Raw genomic sequence first — 15923 nt, forward strand, 5'->3', positions numbered from 1 at the left:
CACTCAATAAAACCAACTTCTATAAGTTCCACATCAACACCACACTCACCTGCAACAGTATGTGAAGAACGTAACACAGGGTCAGACCGGTCTTACCCTCCGTGAAGTATTAATTGACAGACAGACATGCATCTATTATGGTTATATACATAACTATATATCCATATAGGAGTCACTGACAGACATGTACTTACGAATAGGTGGTGATGGCGGATTTGCGGAAGTCATTTGATGATAAAAAGCCGATTTTTTTACAGATCAAGGACCGGATAACGGACCAAATTGTTAATGATCAATTGAAAGAGCACGACCAGATTCCTTCGACGAACCAGCTGGTTCAGTTTTACAAGGTCAACCATATTACGGTTTCAAAGGGGATTAACCTCCTGGTGGACGAAGAAATTGTATACAAAAAGAGAGGTGTAGGGATGTTTGTAGCAGAAGGAGCGAAAGAAAGGCTCATAGAGCAGCGAAAAAGAGCATTTGCAGATGATTTTGTTCTTCCTATGATTGAGGAAGCAAAAAAGCTTCGTCTGTCTGATGAAGATATAACACATTTAATCCAAGATTTAAAAGGACGTGATCGTAATGACCATTAATGTTCAGGCGCAGGGTGTTTCGGTTCAAAATAAAGAATTTTCAGCTTTGAGTAATGTTTCTTTCAGCCTGGACCCGGGTAAAATCTATGGTTTGATCGGACGAAACGGTGCAGGTAAAACCACCCTTCTTTCCCTGCTGGCATCCTATCAGGAGCCGGATAGGGGAAAAATCAAAATTGACGGTGAAAATCCATTTGAAAATGAAAGGATTATGCCTCAGGTAACCTTTATTTATAATACAAAAGATAACGACCATGAATACGATACCGGTAGAGAATATCTTGAGTTAGCGATGCTATTCCGCCCTGATTTTGACATGGATTATGCAAATGAACTGGCAGCGCTCTTTAAACTGCCCCTGGATAAACCTCTTGGAAAACTGTCGAGCGGGATGCAGTCAGCTTTAAATGTCACAATCGGACTGGCAAGCCGGTCTCCCGTTACCATTTTTGATGAAGCGTATCTTGGTATGGATGCACCGACCCGGGACCTCTTTTACAAGGAAGTACTTGAAGAGCAGGCCCGGCACCAGAGGACTATCATTTTGTCCACTCACTTAGTGTCTGAAATGGAATACCTGTTTGATGAAGTCCTGATTCTGCATAAAGGAAAGCTCATTGCTCATGAACCGATCGAAGACCTTATAAGCAAAGGTTTTTCAGTTACCGGAGCTTCCGAAAACATAGATGTTTTTGTTAAAGACCTGAAAACCTTAAGCACACAGCGACTTGGCGGGACAAAGTCTGTCATGATTTACGGTTCTTTATCCGAACAGCAGCTTGCAAATGCACAAAGAGCAGGTCTTGAAATAGGGTCCGTCTCCCTTCACGATCTGTTTATTCAACTTACCAAAGATGAGGAGGGAAAATAAATGAATGACACAATTAAGAAAGCCTCAACTGTCCTTTATTCGACTCAGATGAAATGGGCTGCCTGGTACCTGCCGATCGTTTATATTGTTTATATACTTGTGATTTCATTTGTTCCAGAACCTGAAGTAAAAGAAATGTCCCTTCTTACCTTTGTGTTTCAAACAGCTACAATCTTTATGCTCGTCTGCGGGATTCTCTCTTGTTTTGCATTCCTCACATTATTTGTAAAACAGGGGCTTACTAGAAGAACTTATTTCCTGGCCACTTCTCTTTCAGGCATCGCACTTGCCGTATCCATTATAATCATCACCGCAGTCGTTACATGGCTTCTTACCTTTACAGAGCGGTTCACCACTCTGTTTGATAATGTCACCTTATCAACTATTGGAGGAACAGAACCGCAATGGGTGTTAACAGTCATTTCCTACATTCTCGTCATCTTCATATACTTTCTTGCCGGGTGGCTGATCAGTGCAGGATTTTACGGATACGGTGCTTCAGGCGGGTTTGCCACTATAGCAGCTGCTCTGATTCTCGTTTTTGTAACCGACTTTTTCTGGAATTTCAATACTCCACAGCCAGTCGCAGGATTACTTCCTGTCGAATTCCAAGGCGCATCAGTAATAGTCAGCCTTGCATCATCGATCATACTCATCACCCTGATCCTCTTTGCCATCCGCAAACTAACAAAACGCATTCGTATAAAAATGTACTAAGATACAATGCTTGTGAAAAACGTAACAGAGGGTCAGACCCCGGGAAATAATTTCCCGGGGTCTGACCCTCTGTTCACCTATGAGCGTGCAAACTCTTTCTTCTTTTCATTTCGATAGACAAGATAGAGATAGACTGCGATCCCAGTTATACTAACAATCCACCCTGAAATGAGTGCTGTTTCATCTCCAACAGAAGTCAATCGAAGAAGAAGACCCGGGGTAAACAGCATGATCGGTATGACAATACCTGCCCAGGTTTTCGTCCAAATGGCGAATACGATAAACGTTCCTTTGGACTTTGACCCGTAATATGAGACACATCTTTTCCGTTACGTTCAGCCTCCAGAAGATGATCCTCCAGTTCCTCAACAATCTCTTCCACTTCATCTTCCTTTGCCCCTCTCCTATTTTTGTGAATTCGATCACACAGGGTCAGACCCCTTGTGAAAAATTCACAATAACCCTTTCCCAAACTCTTCTCTCTACCTTCCGGACTGATTCTGATAGTTTCTGACTACCATCCCGTGTGATCGCTGCATGCCGAGACGTTCATAGTAAGGCTGCAGTTCCGGATCACACATGAGGTCAATCATATACAGGCCATCCAACTCCTCCAACATTTTCTTGACGAGCGTCTCTCCAATCCCTCTTCCCTGATAGTCTGGAAGCACCTCCAGAAAAGGGATATATGCACTGAGGACACCATCTGAAACAGCTGTAATAAACCCAACCGCCACTCCGCGCTCCAGCGCAACGACACGCTTATCACTGCTCTCCAGCAGCCTAAGGTGCGTCCCTTTACTCGGTGCATCGGGCCAGCCAACAAAAAAACCATCCAGCATCTCTTCCGTAATACCTTCCAAATCCGTTTTGTATTCAATCATTTTTTAACAGCTCCCCTCGCCCCGCATACTAAAACCCGTCATATAAATAGAGATCATTAGAATAAAAGCTCCAATTCACCTGCTAAAACAAAGGCTCATCCTTATCAGTAAAGTCATAAGCAAAAGGGGAGAAAGACAGGATGACAGCTAGTAAAACCACCCCGGCCAGCAAGCTTTGCCACACATTCAGACTGAACCCGTTCATCAAAACAAACATAAGAACAACCACAAGCGGCCCAAAAACACCACTCCGCTTTCTGGCTTTAGCCGTCACAAACTGCTCCTTTTCACAGTTCGGGCACTTTATTCTGAACCCTGTGACGAGCAATTCCTTCCACAAAAACGAATAATCACACGACCAGCACCTCGGCAGCTTCACGATTCATTCCCACCTCCCCCTCTGAAAGTCTCTCATCTACTTCATCTTCCTTTTTACTGCCCATTCAATCACAGCCCAGGGCAAAACACTCTTCAGCCAAATGCCTAGCCCGACTCCTTTTCCGACCTGATAGCGAAATTTCGGCTTTTCAGCTCCACAGATTCTCTCAATTAACTTCACCACATCCAGCGGATCGGCAGCCTTCTCCACCGTCTTCTCGGCATTTACATATAACTTACTTATGTATTGTTCATAATCCTTCTCAACCGTAACGTTTGCCATTCCCTTTTCCCAAATCCGGGTTTTAAACGAACCGGCTTCGATCAGGCTTACATAAATACCGAACGGCAGCAGTTCCAGCCTCAACGACTCGCTGAAACCACCAAGAGCATGCTTTGAAGTTACGTAGGGAGCAAGGCCCGGAAACCCAAACCTTCCGCTTATGCTTCCTAGATTAATAATTTTTCCTTTTCTCCGCTCCCGCATCATCGGCAGGAACGCTTTCGTAATACCTACCACGCCTAAAACGTTGGTCTCAATCTGCCCGCGCCACTCATTCATGTCCACAAGCTCCGTCATTCCACCTAGACTGTAGCCTGCATTATTAATCAGCACGTCCACTTTCCCATAACGTTTTTTAACTTCATCCCTCACGTCATTCACTTGTCTGGAATCGGTCACATCGAGTGGTAAAACTGCCAGACAATCTCCGCAGCCCCGGCTCTCCGCTTCCCTCAGAAGTCTCTGTTTACTTTCCTCATCCCGGACCGTCCCGACTACACAGTATCCCCTTTCTGCCAGGGCGAGTGCAGTCAGATACCCGAAGCCGCTGCTCGTTCCAGTGATCACTGCTACCTGCCTGTCCAAAGCCATTATCCCCTTTTCGTTTCTTCCGTTTTTACTTTTTTCCACTCACTGATATTACCTAAAGTACCGAGCACTCCCACAACCACAAAGACAACCGCGATAATTTGCAAGCCTCCGTCTACACCTTCAAACGCCAGCCTGTAAATTCCAACGCCCAAAACCAACAGACTGCCTATAAAACTGAGAACTATCCTCGTTTTATTGCTCATGTTTTTTCCCCCTTTCTCAATGAACGAACTAAAAAGAATCCAATGATCCCAAAAGTTCCACCAATTCCACCGATCATAACGGGTAAAAAACCCCGGTTCAAACCGCCATCCGCAGCTGATTGTACAATTACCCATGTCAGACAGCAAAAAGAGACAACGATAAAATTCTTCATCACATTTACCTGCATAAGTATGTTCTCATATTGAAATCTCATGTTTTCCCGGGTCAAATGCAGATAATTAAATGTATGAGGATACTTTTCCAAAACTGTCATCCCAAGCCACAGTCCCGCCGTAATCAACGGTAAAATAAATAACGTACCGGGGCTTCCCCAGCCATCCGATTCTCCTTGCAGGTTAAAATGAATGGGAATAGTGTCAGGCAGGGCTTTCCACATAACGATTACATATACGACGGTGAAGGCTAGAACCAATAAACTACCCACATCAACCCTTTTCTCCATCACCGTTTTTGGAATATCCAGTTTTGGCTGTTCCAGAGTTTCACCTAATTTTTGTTATATGAATGTTGGAAAGTCTGGCAAACTGCCTCTCTAAATATTAACATATTTTTCTAATATTAAGAGCAACAAAAAGTGCCCAGGATATGTGTATCCTGAGCATCTGTATCGATCAATTATCTCTTTTCTGTCTTGTTAATAGAATCCACTGCCAGCTGGTTAATTGTCATATCATCCATCGGGGGATTATGAAGCCCGGCTCTTACATCCCGGTAATATCGTTGAAGTGGATTTGTTTCCGACAGGCTTTTTGCTCCGACAATACGCATCGCCAAGTCAACAATCTCCATCGCCTTGTTTACAACTGATAATTTAACAGCACCTAATTCAGCTTTCATACTTTGCCTGACATTGAGGTCGCTTCGGTCCCATTTTTCCGCCACTGAATATAAGAAGTGCCGGCTTTCTAAAACGAGCAGCTCCATCTGCCCAATCTTCTGTATCACATTAGGAAGATCTGCTATCGTTCCTTCTATACTATTAGGTGAGTAATTTTTAGCAAAGTCTGTTGCGTACCTCTGCGCTGCTCTTGCAATCCCAATATAGCAGGCAGGAATATGAAGCAGCCAGCCCGCCGGCTCTTTCCTGCCAGGTGAAATATACTCAACTAAATCTGATTCATTTACGACAACATCATGCAGCACCAGGTCGTGGCTTCCTGTTGCTTTCATCGCAACTGAATCCCATGTATCCTCAATATCAACACCATCATATTCTCTTCTAATAAGAAAATTCCCTATCCGGTCAGAACCCTCAATTGATGCACTTACCACAAAGTAGGTAAGGATTGGGGCCATGGTAGTAAAGTTCTTTCTACCATTGATAATCCATCTATCCCCGTCTTTTACTGCTCTTGTTTCCGGCTTCCCTCCTCGGGTTGGGCTCCCAGTAGCCGGCTCTGAGGCGGCATTATTCAATAATGCACCATGGTAAAAAACATCATCTGCAAACGCTTTGTAGGTTTTATTATCCCATATTCGATTCTCACCCAGATGCTTTGTGATCCCCATATGCCATCCAATGGAGAGCGCGGTGGGGCCATCCGCTCTTGCAATTGTTTCCTGATGCTGAAGCATCTCCGTAAGTGAAATCCCCGGTCCTCCAAAATTCTCGGGAACCGTCCAGGAAGGATAGCCTATCCTGATTAATTCGTTTATATTGTCAAAAGGAAAAGTTCTTTCCCGGTCATGCCTTTCAGCGTTAATCTCAAATGAATGAACGACTTCACCAAGTTGTTTCTGGCGATCTTCAATTTCTTTTTGTTTGTTTAAAGTCATACAAATCCCCCTGTTTATCTTTTTTACAACTTTTTAAATGTATACTTTGAACTCCAAGTCCCCCTGACCTTCATACTCGATCCATAAAGCTAATAAACCACAACATCCGGCATGAGCATTCTCGGTAAAAACATGAACAAGTCGGGAACTAATAATCCAATAATAATGATTCCAAGTGTAACGCCAATTAAAGGAAGTATCGCTAAGAAAGCTTTAGGCGTACTCACTTCCCCAATCTGTGTAGCAATCAACAGACAAATTCCATATGGAGGTGTAACCATACCTAACGACAACGTCAAAATCACAATAATACCAAGGTGAAGAGGATGAGCCCCGGCTACCTGCCCTAACTCCTGAATGATCGGCATAAAGATAATTACGCTTGTAACCGGACTTAAAAAGGTGCCAATCACAAGTAAGAAAAGAACAATGAGCAAATACACGGCTGTCTGGTTTGTGGTTATTCCTGTTATAAAACCTGCAATTATCTCCGGTGCACCTAACATGGCGATTAACCATCCCATGATTCCAGCGCTTGCCACTGCCATCATCGGCAACGAATAATTCACAACAGAATCTGCCAGAATTCCGGGGAGTTTTCTAAAGTTTATGGAACGGTAAAAAATCATTAATATAAATCCATAAGCCACAGCGACTGCAGCTGCTTCAGTAGCTGTAAAAATTCCACCTGTGATCCCTGCGATGATGATGATTGGCAAAAGCAGGACGGGCAATGCTTTCCACAGGTCCATTCCCTTTTGCCGGACACTCGTTTTAGGGGAAGCAGGAAAACCCTTTCTTACTGCCAGGACGTATGTATAGACCATCTGCATAACAGCGATTAAAATCCCGGGTACGACTCCCGCAAGGAACAATGCTCCGATACTCACCTGGGCAACTGCCCCATAAATAACCATTAATATGCTTGGTGGAATGATGACACCCAGTGTAGACGAAACAGCTGTGAGGGCTACTGCAAAGGCTGGATCAAACTTCGCTTTCTTCATAGCAGGAATCATCATTGCTCCCACTCCTGCCGTATCTGCTGCTGCAGACCCCGATAATCCTGCAAACATCATACTTACTGTCACGTTAATGTGTCCAAGTCCGCCACGAATGTGACCGACCAGAGAACTGGATAAGTTCACAAGCCTGTCTGTAATTCCCCCATCATTCATCAGCCGTCCTAATAATAGAAATAACGGGACTGCCAGCAACGGGAATGAATTTACGCTGGAATACATTTGATTCACAATGGTCGTAAAAGGGAGCCCAAGTGTATATATCGTCAGCATGGAAGACAGTCCAAGAGCAAAAGCAATCGGAACTCTCAGGATGATTAAAACAAAAAAACTTAACAGCAAGATGATTAACGGATCCATTGCAATCAGTCAGCCCCCTTTCGAAAAAGTGCTCTGAGATCATTTGAAATAAGCTCGATAATAAACAGGAACATCACTAATCCGGACACAGGAATACTTGCAAACAAATATGCCTGCGGAATCTCCAGCGCATTCGATAACCTCGTTAAACCCATTCTCGCAAAATCGTATCCTCCGATTATTAGCACATAGACAAAAAATAAAATTAACACGTGGGCCACTAATGAAAGGCTGTGATTTGTCTTTTCCATCTTTTTTGGAAATGCTTCTACTAAATAATGCCTGCGTTGCCGGAGGCCAATCGCAGCACCAAGGAAAATTGTCCATAAAAAACAGAAGATCGCTACTTCCTGAGCCCACAAAACAGGTAAGTGTAAATAATTTCTTGAAACCACCTGAAGTAAAATTAAACTGATATAAATGATAAATAACAAAACTGATAATGATATCAGTCCCTTTTCTACCCAGTCATTGAATGTTTTAATTACTTTCATCTGATGACTTCTCCTTTAACGGTCATTGGTGATTCAGGTTTTGTATCATATCAAGCAATTCTGACGCACCAATATCTTCAGCTAATTCCTCATGCAGTGGTTGCAGGATTTCAATAAAGGCATCTTTGTTAACTTCATTCACTTCCATTCCAAGACTTTCCAGCTCATCAAGAATCTCCTCATCATACTCGATTCCATTCTCCGTCCCAATATACCCGCTTTCTACCGCAACCTGTTCTATGATCTCTGCATACTCTTCAGGTAGCTGTTCATAGGTGAGGGTGCTCATGGAAAAGTGCGATACCATAAACTGATGCTCAGAAACACTTAAATAATCAGTAACCTCATTTAAATTACTTCCTTTAAAGCCGCTCAATGTACTTTCAAAGCCATCAACCACACCTGTCTGTACAGCAGAATAAATCTCATTCCAAGGAAGACTTGTAGGCACTGCACCTAATTCTGACCATATTTTACTTTCTAATGGGGAATCAGGTAAACGTAACTGGAGCCCTGCTATATCTTCCGGTTCTTCAATCGGGCCAATGCTATTAGCCAGATTCCTCGTTCCTCCACCTGCAAAAGCAAGAAGTTTAAACCCTAAATCCCTTTCATCATGGAGATTTCTAAACTCTTCTGTCAGTTCGCTGTCATGAGCGATGGCTTCCTGAAAATGACCCATATCTTCAAATAAATAGCTCAGACTGAACAGCTGATACTCTCTGAGAAAAGGCGCAGCGTTTTGTGTCCCGCCAATTACAAAATCCACCGTTCCGAGCCTCATTTCATCAATGCTCCCTTCGTCATCTCCCAGGGTACCTGTATGGTGGATTCTGACCTCCACATCTCCCCCTGTTTTCTCCTCTACCTCTTCTGCAAAATACTCTGCCATATCAATCCATGGATGAGGTGCAGTAACCACAGTAGCCAGGTCCAGAACGTGGGGCGTACCATCTCCCTCTTCACTTCCTGATGCAGCCTCCTCATTTCCACACCCCACGATGATCCATGTTAAAGCTATGCCGCTAACTGTACCCAAAAACGTTTTTTTCATTATGTATCTTCCTCTCACAAAATATATTGTATAATCCTTATGGGTTTACTCGGATTAAAATACATTATACTTACTTATCAGAAAATTACAAGATAAATTCCTAAAAAAAACGCAGGCCCATTCCGGGACCCGCGCTGAGTTATCTATTCATCATCTCTTCGTTTGTTGCGTTTTACAAAGGTGTCAAGCATATCCAGGAATTCATCGTTGGACATGTTGTCTAGACGGTGACGGTCTTTGCGGGAAGGAAACTTCGGCGGATTGTCCGGGTCATAAATGAAACGGTCATCCTGTTTTTCTCCGTTCCTGTCAACCTCACGGAATTCAGCCTCCCGCACATCCTTTGGCTCATCGAGATAAGCTGACTCACGGGAATCAATTTCTTTTTCCCGGTAAAACTCCTGGAAGTCAAGTTCCTCCTGCTCTTTTTTCCCATCAGCAATCATCTTCTGCCGGCTTCTCCCCTGGTCGTTTGTATACCGCTCATCAAGGAGATAAGCCGGTACGAGCTGACCATCAGGTGTCACATACTTCTTATTCAGATTACGTGTTTCTTTATCAAAGAAGCTGTAGATAACCGGGATAAAGAACAGCGTCAGGAACGTTCCACTGATCAGACCGCTGATAACTGTAATCGCAAGCGGCTGCTGGAGCTCGGTTCCTTCACCAAATCCCAGTGCCAGTGGTACAAGACCCAGGATCGTTGTTGCTGCTGTCATAAAGATCGGACGGGCACGGTCTTTCACCCCTTCAACGATCGCATCATAGCTTCTGAGGCCTGCTTCTTTACGTTTGTTAATATAATCCACCAGTACAATCGCATTGTTGACGACAATACCGGCCAGAACAATAAAGCCGATAAAGCCCATCACACTTACTGGTGTCTGCGTTACAGTAAGTCCAATCGCTACCCCGATTAAAACAAGAGGCACACTGAACATAATGACCAGTGGATAACGAAGAGACTCAAACTGGGCAGCCATGACCAGGTAAACAAACACAATCGCCAGTATCAAGGCCAAGACCAGATCACCAAGGGCATCATCGAGAAGCTCCTGGTCACCGGTAACAGCAACCGTCGTTTCTTCATCCAGGTCCAGATCGTCGATGGTCGATTGGATGAGCTGGCCAATGTCCCCCAGGTTATACTGTGTACCGTATAGAAGGGTAAACTGAACCGCTTCTTCCTGGTTGATCCGGTTGATTTGTACCGGACCGTCACCTTCTTCAATTTCAGTAATATCACTAAGAGCTACGTAGTCCCCTTCATTGTTGCGGATAAGGAGATCCTCAAGTGCCTCCAGGTCTTCTATGAATTCTTCTTCATACTGAACACGCACCTCATAGACATCATTATCCCCCGTTACAATCTGCGTAGCTGTGGTCCCACGCATGATGGAGTTCACAGCATTCGCAATCTGTGCAGGAGTGAAGCCTTCTTCACGAGCGGCTTCATCATCAATTGAAATCTGCACTTCACGCACGGTATCTGTACGATCGTTGTTCACTTCCTGGAATTCGCTCATTCCGGACAATTCTTCATAAATCTCCTCAACTGCCTCATCGAGCCGGTTCGGATTCGTATCACTTACATTGAATGTGTACGTATTAGGATTGCCCCCAAAGGAAGCTTCAAGCTGAATCGACACCTCTTCAGCGTCTTCAGCTGCCCGTTCGATGTCACGGCGGAGGGATTCTGCAAACTCCATCGTTGTGACGTTACGGTCTGCAGTCGGAACCATAGACACATAGATAAACCCTTCGTCTGAGCCCCCGCTGCCCATAACGTTGTCTTCCTGACCGCCAGAGCCAGTCACACTCGTGTAATCCTTGATGAGCGACTCCCCATCGAGTACTTCTTCTACGCTTTCAATAACAGCAAATGTATCTTCAAGGGGCGTCCCGTTTTCCATTTCAATTTCCACCTGGAAGAATCCTTCGTCTGTTGCAGGCAGGAATTCTGTGCCGACAGTCGTTACCCCCACGCCTCCTCCAATAAGCAGAAGGAGAGTGATAAACAACACACCTAACCTGTGGCGGAGGGACCATCGTGCTGAACGGTCAAACATCATCACAAAGCGTGAGTTCCGGCGTTTTTCCTCTTCATTTTCTTTTGGTTCCTTTAACCATCTTGCCGCAAGCATCGGCACGACTGTGAGTGCTACGGCAAGTGAGGCAAACAGGCTGAATGATACGGTGAGGGCAAACTCACGGAACAAGTTCCCTACAATTCCGGTAATAAAAATAACCGGTAAAAATACAGAAACGGTCGTAAGGGTCGATGCCGTAATCGCTCCGGCAACCTCTTTGGCTCCGTCCCGGGCAGCCTGAGCCGGGTCTTTCTTCATACTAAGATGCCTGTAGATGTTTTCAATAACAACAATCGAGTTGTCCACAAGCATCCCGATACCAAGGGCGAGTCCCCCGAGGGTCATAATATTTAACGAGAAGTTTGTAAAGTAAAGAAGAACGAATGTCACAATAACCGAAAACGGAATGGCGATTCCGATCAGCAACGGTGTTTTAAAGCTGCGCAGGAAAATGAAAAGAACGAGCATGGCAAACACACCACCGGCAATGAGTGCCATCGATACGTTAGAAATCGCCTCTTCTATAAATTCCCCCTGGTCAAACAGCATGGCCGTGTCAATATCCTGGTAGCGGTCACCTTCCAGCAGTTCCTCAAGGCGTTCATTAAACGCCCTTGAAACCTCAGCCGTATTGGCATCGGACTGTTGCTGCACACTCAGGAGAATCGAAGCATCCTGGTTCGTACGTGTCACAACATCGCTCGCTTCAGGCGTAAGTTCAACGGTTCCAATATCCGAAACAGTCACATCATCTCCACTCTCAAGATCCTGTGTGACAACAACATTTTCGATATCTTCTACACTTGTGAGTTCAAACAATACACGGGTCGTCAGTTCAAAATCACCGCTTCTTACATTCCCCCCCGGTTGCGTCACATTGTGAGCCTGCAGGGCAGAAACCACTTCGTCCTGGGTAAGGCCGTACTCTTCCAGGTCATCCTGGTTTAAACTGATGCGAATTTCATCGACAACATCACCTAATGTATCAATGGAACCAACACCGTCAATTTTGAGAAGCTCCTGTTCAAGGTCTCCTACAAGTTCACCCAGTTCAGAGGCATCGCCTGTAACAGAAGACAAAGACATCTGGATGATCGGAAACTGAGAGGGGTCAAACTTTAAGAACCTTGGATCGGACGCATCATCAGGGAGGGGCGTCTGATTCATGTTTGTCAAAATATCATTTTCCACATCATCAATAGAAGTGGCCCATGAAAACTCCAGCAACGTGAGAGATGAGCCTTCCATTGAAATGGAACTGATATTATTCAATCCTGGCAGCGTCGACAGGCTTTCTTCCATCGGTTCAGAAACCTGTGAAGCTACTTCCTGAGGCGAAGCATCAGGGTAGCTTGTTACTACTGCTCCGATCGGCGGATCAATATCCGGGATGAGCTTTAATGGTATGTTTATGAGTGAAATGAGTCCGAGCAGCAAAAACAGCGTCATTGCTACCAAGGTAAAGACTGGTCTCCGTATTGAAAAATTCGTTATTTTCATTCCTTACTCCCCTCTTTCTCCTCTAACATGATGTCTCTGAGTTTTTTATACACATCACGGAAATGAGCCAAATCATCTTCCGGTATCTTCGTTAAGTATTTGGTCATGATCGTCTGCCTCGTTCTTTCCATATGCTCAAGAAGCACAATGCCCTCGTCGTCCAGCTCAAAGGGAACCGTACGGCGGTTTTCTTCGTTGGGCTTTCGTTTAACAAGCTCCATCTGCTCAAGTTTTGAAAGCATTTGACTGACTGCACTCGGCGACACATTCAGGTGATGGGAAAGATCTTTTACATACTTCACCTCGTGGCGGCCGATTAAATACAGCAGCACCTGCTGATTTGAAGACAGACGGTTGTCATATTCTGTACCAAATTCATGCTGGATCATCATCATTACGTCTACAACCAGCTGCTCAATTTCAAGCACTGTATCTTCTATTTTCATTTCAATCGTCCCTTCTCACCCAAAAAAATGACGCCCTTTTCGTAAAAATCGCTCCTCTTACAATGGGTAATTCCGCTACAGGCGTATGCTTTCCGCAGACAACACTTCAGCCTCCCAGGGAAGTTGGCTTCTGCTTTTTCCTACTCACTTAGTCTTCGAAGTATCTGCGTCGAAGCAACTCGAAGCTAATACATGGTGTAACCGCTAGTAGTCGATGCTATTCCCGCCGGAATCGCCGCCTTTCGCTCCATTTTTAACAAGTTATCCGAAAACAGCTAAAAATTAAGAAAGTTAACCGTTAACTTTCTTAACTATAATCTCCCAGTCTTTTCAAAGTCAAACAAACAGGTGTGAACAAAGTGTGAAATGTTATCCTCCATAAAAAAACTGTCCGAAAAGGTACAGTTTACCTTTTCGGACAGTTTACTCATTCTCCTGTATAAATGGTGCTGAGAAAGTTCCGGCCCTTTTCGGTCATTTTAGAGCCGAGACGTCCTCTTGATTTTTCCACAAACCCACGCTCCTGCAGAAGGTCCATTCGGTATCTCACTTGCTGCTCTGAGAGGGGAAGACTGGAGTTCCGGCTGAACTCGGAGATTCGCTGGCGGCTGATTCCCAGGCCTTTCTCTTCAATCTCTCTGATGATTTGCAGCACGGTAATGAGTTCCTGTTCTTCTATTGTAGAGCCCGTGTCAGGGGCTTCAGAATAGGCATGTTGCTTTACCCCACGTTCATTTGTTCCGAATCGTTTTGACTGAAAGAAGCTCTCGTTCGGAATATCTTTTATACGGATGACATGATCCTCACAGACGGCAAGCATGTAATCAATCGTGTTCTTAAGCTCACGAATGTTGCCGTACCAATGATACCGCTTAAGCTGATCGAGAACTTCAGCCTCAATTTTCACATCCATCCGGCCGGACTGGTGCATGAAATACCGGATCAGCGCCTCCATGTCGTCTTTTCGCTTCCTGAGCTCCGGCAAGTGGATAAACAGCACCTTTAACCGGTGATACAGATCTTCCCTGAACTCTCCTTTTTCAATGAGTTCAAGAAGGTTTCTATTTGTTGCTGCAACGACTCTTACGTCCACAGGAATAATCTCGCTTCCTCCGATTCTCAGAAGCTCTTTTTCCTGAAGGACCCGAAGCAGGCGGGCTTGTACTTTCAAGCTGATGTCCCCTATTTCATCGAGAAAAAGCGTTCCTCCATTCGCCTGTTCAAACAACCCTTTTCGTCCGCCTTTTTTCGCTCCCGTAAACGCTCCTTCTTCATAGCCGAACAGCTCGCTTTCAACCAGTTCTTCCGGGAGGGCGCTGAAATTCACGGCCAAAAAAGGACCGTTATGGCGGTTTGAAGCGTGATGAATCGAGCTTGCAAACAGCTCTTTTCCAGTCCCGCTCTCCCCTTGTATTAAAATGGTCAACTGGGTTTTTGCCAGTTTCTCTGCGATCTCTTTTGTTTCCAGCAACTGTTTGTTATGCCCGATAATGTCATTGAACGTGTATTTTGCATAATGGCCCCGCTTGACCAGTTCTCTTCTGAGCTTTCTTTCCATTTCGATCGTTTCCACCGCATTTTTAAACGTGGCAACAATGGTCCCTTCTGCCTCCATGGAAAAACGGTGCACGATGACATCGGCATATTCAACGGTAAAATAACGATTCGCTTCTTTTTCATCTTCAGCCATAATAAACGTGACCAGATCTTTATTCGAAATCACATCGGTAATGTTCTTTCCGATCACACGTTTCCCTTCAAAGCCTAGAAGCTTCTCGAGAATGCCGTTGAACACCGTAATTTTCCCTTTCCGATCCACAGCAAGAATTCCGTCATGGACACCGTCTACGACCTTTTTCAAATGTTCACTTACCTGATTTGCTTCGCTCGTAGCTACGGCCAGACGCCGGCTGAGCTGAATGATCGTTTGTATGTAGCGGGTTGAGACTTCCTCCTGCTTTTCCTCAAGAAGCCCGAGCTTATCGAGAACAGTAATGATTGTTGTCATGTCAATGAGCCGCGGGCCGATGTTAATCACTTCTTTAACGGAGTTCGGCACAAGCTCCATCTCTCCCGGGGTTATTGCAAGAGATACGTCTTTGACCATCTTTTTTCCTGGAAAATAAGGATAAAGCTTGATGTGGTCGATACCGAGGTTCTTTAACGACTCAATCGCTTCATTGACCGTCTCAGGGAAATCGTTTACGTATAACGCTTCTGTGCCTTTAGGGACTGTAAACAACTGATCGATATTGTGAAAATTGACGATCCGTTTCGCTGTGATCAGGTGGCATCCTTTCCCGATAAAAGCAGCCACCTCTTCTTCTATTAAATATGAAGATAATAAGACGACCCGGTTCTGAATGACACGGCCGATCCCTTCATCCACGGCATAGCTCTCAATTTGCACAAATGTTCCGATAAATTCCGACAACTGGGCCACAAGAGTCTTCCTCGTTTCTTCCGAGCCTGCCAAAACAACCAATTTCCGTTCTCTCATGTCCGCCACCTCTCTGCTTAAAGTATAGCATAGTGCGATATTAAATGGGTTTATTGGGGAACGGGGAATAGCCATTTTCTATTCAGATGCGAAACGGGGCTTTAAACGAGTTAGGAAAGGGTTTAATCAAGTT

15 protein-coding genes are annotated in these 15923 nt (G+C 44.7%); 3 read left to right on the plus strand and 12 right to left on the minus strand.

The window, feature by feature from the left end:
• The first annotated feature begins 215 nt into the window (after positions 1-215).
• Genes EBO34_RS09430 through EBO34_RS09440 form a run of 3 tightly spaced genes read left to right on the plus strand, consistent with a single transcriptional unit; the run spans position 216 to position 2187 of the window.
• Entirely contained in the window at positions 216-599 is a 384-nt protein-coding gene (locus EBO34_RS09430; protein WP_249414034.1) for a GntR family transcriptional regulator, read from the plus strand.
• Positions 589-1470 (plus strand): ABC transporter ATP-binding protein, encoded by an 882-nt coding sequence (locus EBO34_RS09435; protein ID WP_122897639.1) that lies wholly within the window; start codon positions 589-591, stop codon positions 1468-1470. Before EBO34_RS09430 ends, EBO34_RS09435 begins: the two co-directional genes overlap by 11 nt.
• Entirely contained in the window at positions 1471-2187 is a 717-nt protein-coding gene (locus EBO34_RS09440; protein WP_122897640.1) for a hypothetical protein, read from the plus strand.
• 482 nt (positions 2188-2669) lie between these two features.
• Here the strand turns inward: EBO34_RS09440 and EBO34_RS09445 are convergent, their stop codons facing one another.
• The 12 genes from EBO34_RS09445 to EBO34_RS09500 form a co-directional block, all read right to left on the minus strand.
• A complete protein-coding gene (locus tag EBO34_RS09445; protein ID WP_122897641.1) occupies positions 2670-3071 on the minus strand; it encodes a GNAT family N-acetyltransferase in 402 nt (133 codons plus the stop codon).
• An 82-nt stretch (positions 3072-3153) separates the two neighbouring features.
• A complete protein-coding gene (locus EBO34_RS09450; protein WP_183163791.1) occupies positions 3154-3450 on the minus strand; it encodes a TIGR04104 family putative zinc finger protein in 297 nt (98 codons plus the stop codon).
• 36 nt (positions 3451-3486) lie between these two features.
• Entirely contained in the window at positions 3487-4362 is an 876-nt protein-coding gene (locus EBO34_RS09455) for an SDR family oxidoreductase (protein WP_249414035.1), read from the minus strand.
• Positions 4323-4526: a hypothetical protein gene (locus EBO34_RS09460; protein ID WP_122897644.1), complete on the minus strand. Its 204-nt coding sequence runs from the start codon at positions 4524-4526 to the stop codon at positions 4323-4325. Before EBO34_RS09460 ends, EBO34_RS09455 begins: the two co-directional genes overlap by 40 nt.
• Positions 4523-4972 (minus strand): DUF1648 domain-containing protein, encoded by a 450-nt coding sequence (locus EBO34_RS09465; RefSeq protein WP_183163792.1) that lies wholly within the window; start codon positions 4970-4972, stop codon positions 4523-4525. Before EBO34_RS09465 ends, EBO34_RS09460 begins: the two co-directional genes overlap by 4 nt.
• A 191-nt stretch (positions 4973-5163) precedes the next feature.
• Complete coding sequence (locus tag EBO34_RS09470) at positions 5164-6324, minus strand: acyl-CoA dehydrogenase family protein (RefSeq protein ID WP_122897646.1); 1161 nt, start codon at positions 6322-6324, stop codon at positions 5164-5166.
• Positions 6325-6413: 89 nt separating this feature from the next.
• Entirely contained in the window at positions 6414-7706 is a 1293-nt protein-coding gene (locus EBO34_RS09475) for a TRAP transporter large permease (RefSeq protein WP_122897647.1), read from the minus strand.
• A 5-nt stretch (positions 7707-7711) separates the two neighbouring features.
• Positions 7712-8200: a TRAP transporter small permease gene (locus EBO34_RS09480; protein ID WP_122897648.1), complete on the minus strand. Its 489-nt coding sequence runs from the start codon at positions 8198-8200 to the stop codon at positions 7712-7714.
• Between the two features lie 22 nt (positions 8201-8222).
• The gene (locus tag EBO34_RS09485) at positions 8223-9254 is read right to left on the minus strand and encodes a TRAP transporter substrate-binding protein (RefSeq protein ID WP_122897649.1); all 1032 of its coding nucleotides are present in this window, start codon (positions 9252-9254) and stop codon (positions 8223-8225) included.
• Between the two features lie 143 nt (positions 9255-9397).
• Positions 9398-12844 carry an efflux RND transporter permease subunit gene (locus EBO34_RS09490; RefSeq protein ID WP_122897650.1) on the minus strand — a complete coding sequence of 1149 codons (3447 nt, stop codon included), beginning with the start codon at positions 12842-12844 and terminating at the stop codon, positions 9398-9400.
• Positions 12841-13290: a MarR family winged helix-turn-helix transcriptional regulator gene (locus tag EBO34_RS09495; protein ID WP_122897651.1), complete on the minus strand. Its 450-nt coding sequence runs from the start codon at positions 13288-13290 to the stop codon at positions 12841-12843. The genes EBO34_RS09490 and EBO34_RS09495 overlap by 4 nt, the downstream gene beginning before the upstream one ends.
• A 427-nt stretch (positions 13291-13717) precedes the next feature.
• Positions 13718-15790, minus strand: coding sequence for a sigma 54-interacting transcriptional regulator (locus EBO34_RS09500; RefSeq protein WP_122897652.1), 2073 nt, complete (start codon positions 15788-15790; stop codon positions 13718-13720).
• Positions 15791-15923: the final 133 nt, after the last annotated feature.

Source organism: Alteribacter keqinensis, from assembly GCF_003710255.1.
Taxonomy (GTDB): domain Bacteria; phylum Bacillota; class Bacilli; order Bacillales; family Salisediminibacteriaceae; genus Alteribacter; species Alteribacter keqinensis.